Annotated in this window: 1 rRNA gene; it reads left to right on the forward strand. The window is 56.7% G+C overall.

Annotated elements, in window-relative coordinates:
• The first annotated feature begins 49 nt into the window (after window positions 1–49).
• Window positions 50–3,167, forward strand: a 23S ribosomal RNA gene (locus VR44_RS23090).
• Window positions 3,168–3,207 lie beyond the last annotated feature (40 nt).

The following is a 3,207-nucleotide window of genomic DNA, read 5'->3' on the forward strand; positions in this document are numbered from 1 at the left end:
GGGTGGCTGGTCGTTATTTGAGAACTACACAGTGGACGCGAGCATCTGTGGCCAAGTTTTTAAGGGCGCACGGTGGATGCCTTGGCACCAGGAACCGATGAAGGACGTGAGAGGCCGCGATAGGCCCCGGGGAGCTGCCAACTGAGCTTTGATCCGGGGGTGTCCGAATGGGGAAACCCGGCAGTCGTCATGGGCTGTCACCCACTGCTGAACACATAGGCAGTGTGGAGGGAACGAGGGGAAGTGAAACATCTCAGTACCCTCAGGAAGAGAAAACAACCGTGATTCCGGGAGTAGTGGCGAGCGAAACCGGATGAGGCCAAACCGTATGCGTGTGATACCCGGCAGGGGTTGCGCATGCGGGGTTGTGGGAATGAGCTTTCACAGTCTGCCGGCTGTGAGGCGAGTCAGAAACCGTATGGATAGGCGAAGGACATGCGAAAGGTCCGGCGTAGAGGGTAAGACCCCCGTAGCTGAAATCTGTACGGCTTGCTTGCTCATCTCCCAAGTAGCACGGGGCCCGAGAAATCCCGTGTGAATCTGGCGGGACCACCCGCTAAGCCTAAATATTCCCTGGTGACCGATAGCGGATAGTACCGTGAGGGAATGGTGAAAAGTACCGCGGGAGCGGAGTGAAATAGTACCTGAAACCGTGTGCCTACAAGCCGTGGGAGCGTCGGATCAGCTTGCTGTATCTCGTGACTGCGTGCCTTTTGAAGAATGAGCCTGCGAGTTAGCGGTGTGTAGCGAGGTTAACCCGTGTGGGGAAGCCGTAGCGAAAGCGAGTCCGAATAGGGCGATTGAGTTGCACGCTCTAGACCCGAAGCGGAGTGATCTAGCCATGGGCAGGTTGAAGCGGAGGTAAGACTTCGTGGAGGACCGAACCCACCAGGGTTGAAAACCTGGGGGATGACCTGTGGTTAGGGGTGAAAGGCCAATCAAACTCCGTGATAGCTGGTTCTCCCCGAAATGCATTTAGGTGCAGCGTCGTGTGTTTCTTGCCGGAGGTAGAGCACTGGATAGGCGATGGGCCCTACCGGGTTACTGACCTTAGCCAAACTCCGAATGCCGGTAAGTGAGAGCACGGCAGTGAGACTGTGGGGGATAAGCTCCATGGTCGAGAGGGAAACAGCCCAGAGCATCGACTAAGGCCCCTAAGCGTACGCTAAGTGGGAAAGGATGTGGAGTCGCAGAGACAACCAGGAGGTTGGCTTAGAAGCAGCCACCCTTGAAAGAGTGCGTAATAGCTCACTGGTCAAGTGATTCCGCGCCGACAATGTAGCGGGGCTCAAGCGTACCGCCGAAGTCGTGTCATTGCAGCAATAGGGCCAACGCCCGCTGTGATGGGTAGGGGAGCGTCGTGTGCCGGGTGAAGCAGCCGCGGAAGCGAGTTGTGGACGGTTCACGAGTGAGAATGCAGGCATGAGTAGCGATACACACGTGAGAAACGTGTGCGCCGATTGACTAAGGGTTCCTGGGTCAAGCTGATCTGCCCAGGGTAAGTCGGGACCTAAGGCGAGGCCGACAGGCGTAGTCGATGGACAACCGGTTGATATTCCGGTACCCGCTTTGAAACGCCCAATATCGAATCCTCTGATGCTAAGGCCGTGAAGCCGTTCCGGACCCTTCGGGGAAAGGAAAGTGGTGGAGCCGCCGATCCAAGGTGGTAGTAGGTAAGCGATGGGGTGACGCAGGAAGGTAGTCCAGCCCGGGCGGTGGTTGTCCCGGGGTAAGGGTGTAGGCCGTGTGGTAGGCAAATCCGTCACACGTTAAGGCTGAGACCTGATGCCGAGCCGATTGTGGTGAAGTGGATGATCCTATGCTGTCGAGAAAAGCCTCTAGCGAGTTTCATGGCGGCCCGTACCCTAAACCGACTCAGGTGGTCAGGTAGAGAATACCGAGGCGTTCGGGTGAACTATGGTTAAGGAACTCGGCAAAATGCCCCCGTAACTTCGGGAGAAGGGGGGCCATTCCTGGTGATGAGACTTGCTCTCTGAGCTGGGGGTGGCCGCAGAGACCAGCGAGAAGCGACTGTTTACTAAAAACACAGGTCCGTGCGAAGCCGTAAGGCGATGTATACGGACTGACGCCTGCCCGGTGCTGGAACGTTAAGGGGACCGGTTAGCTCTGTTTCGACAGGGCGAAGCTGAGAACTTAAGCGCCAGTAAACGGCGGTGGTAACTATAACCATCCTAAGGTAGCGAAATTCCTTGTCGGGTAAGTTCCGACCTGCACGAATGGCGTAACGACTTCTCGACTGTCTCAACCATAGGCCCGGTGAAATTGCACTACGAGTAAAGATGCTCGTTTCGCGCAGCAGGACGGAAAGACCCCGGGACCTTTACTACAGTTTGATATTGGTGTTCGGTTCGGCTTGTGTAGGATAGGTGGGAGACTTTGAAGCAGCCACGCCAGTGGTTGTGGAGTCGCCGTTGAAATACCACTCTGGTCGTGCTGGATGTCTAACCTCGGTCCGTGATCCGGATCAGGGACAGTGTCTGATGGGTAGTTTAACTGGGGCGGTTGCCTCCCAAAGGGTAACGGAGGCGCCCAAAGGTTCCCTCAGCCTGGTTGGCAATCAGGTGTTGAGTGTAAGTGCACAAGGGAGCTTGACTGTGAGACCGACGGGTCGAGCAGGGACGAAAGTCGGGACTAGTGATCCGGCGGTGGCTTGTGGAAGCGCCGTCGCTCAACGGATAAAAGGTACCCCGGGGATAACAGGCTGATCTTCCCCAAGAGTCCATATCGACGGGATGGTTTGGCACCTCGATGTCGGCTCGTCGCATCCTGGGGCTGGAGTCGGTCCCAAGGGTTGGGCTGTTCGCCCATTAAAGCGGTACGCGAGCTGGGTTTAGAACGTCGTGAGACAGTTCGGTCCCTATCCGCTGTGCGCGTAGGAATACTGAGAAGGGCTGTCCCTAGTACGAGAGGACCGGGACGGACGAACCTCTGGTGTGCCAGTTGTCCTGCCAAGGGCATGGCTGGTTGGCTACGTTCGGGAGGGATAACCGCTGAAAGCATCTAAGCGGGAAGCCTGCTTCAAGATGAGTATTCCCACCTCCTTGAGAGGGTAAGGCTCCCAGTAGACGACTGGGTTGATAGGCCAGATGTGGAAGCCCGGTAACGGGTGGAGCTGACTGGTACTAATAGGCCGAGGGCTTGTCCTCAGTTGCTCGCGTCCACTGTGTTAGTTCTGAAGTAACGAAC

Origin of the sequence: Streptomyces katrae (assembly GCF_000966975.1) — a bacterium.
GTDB lineage: Bacteria > Actinomycetota > Actinomycetes > Streptomycetales > Streptomycetaceae > Streptomyces > Streptomyces katrae.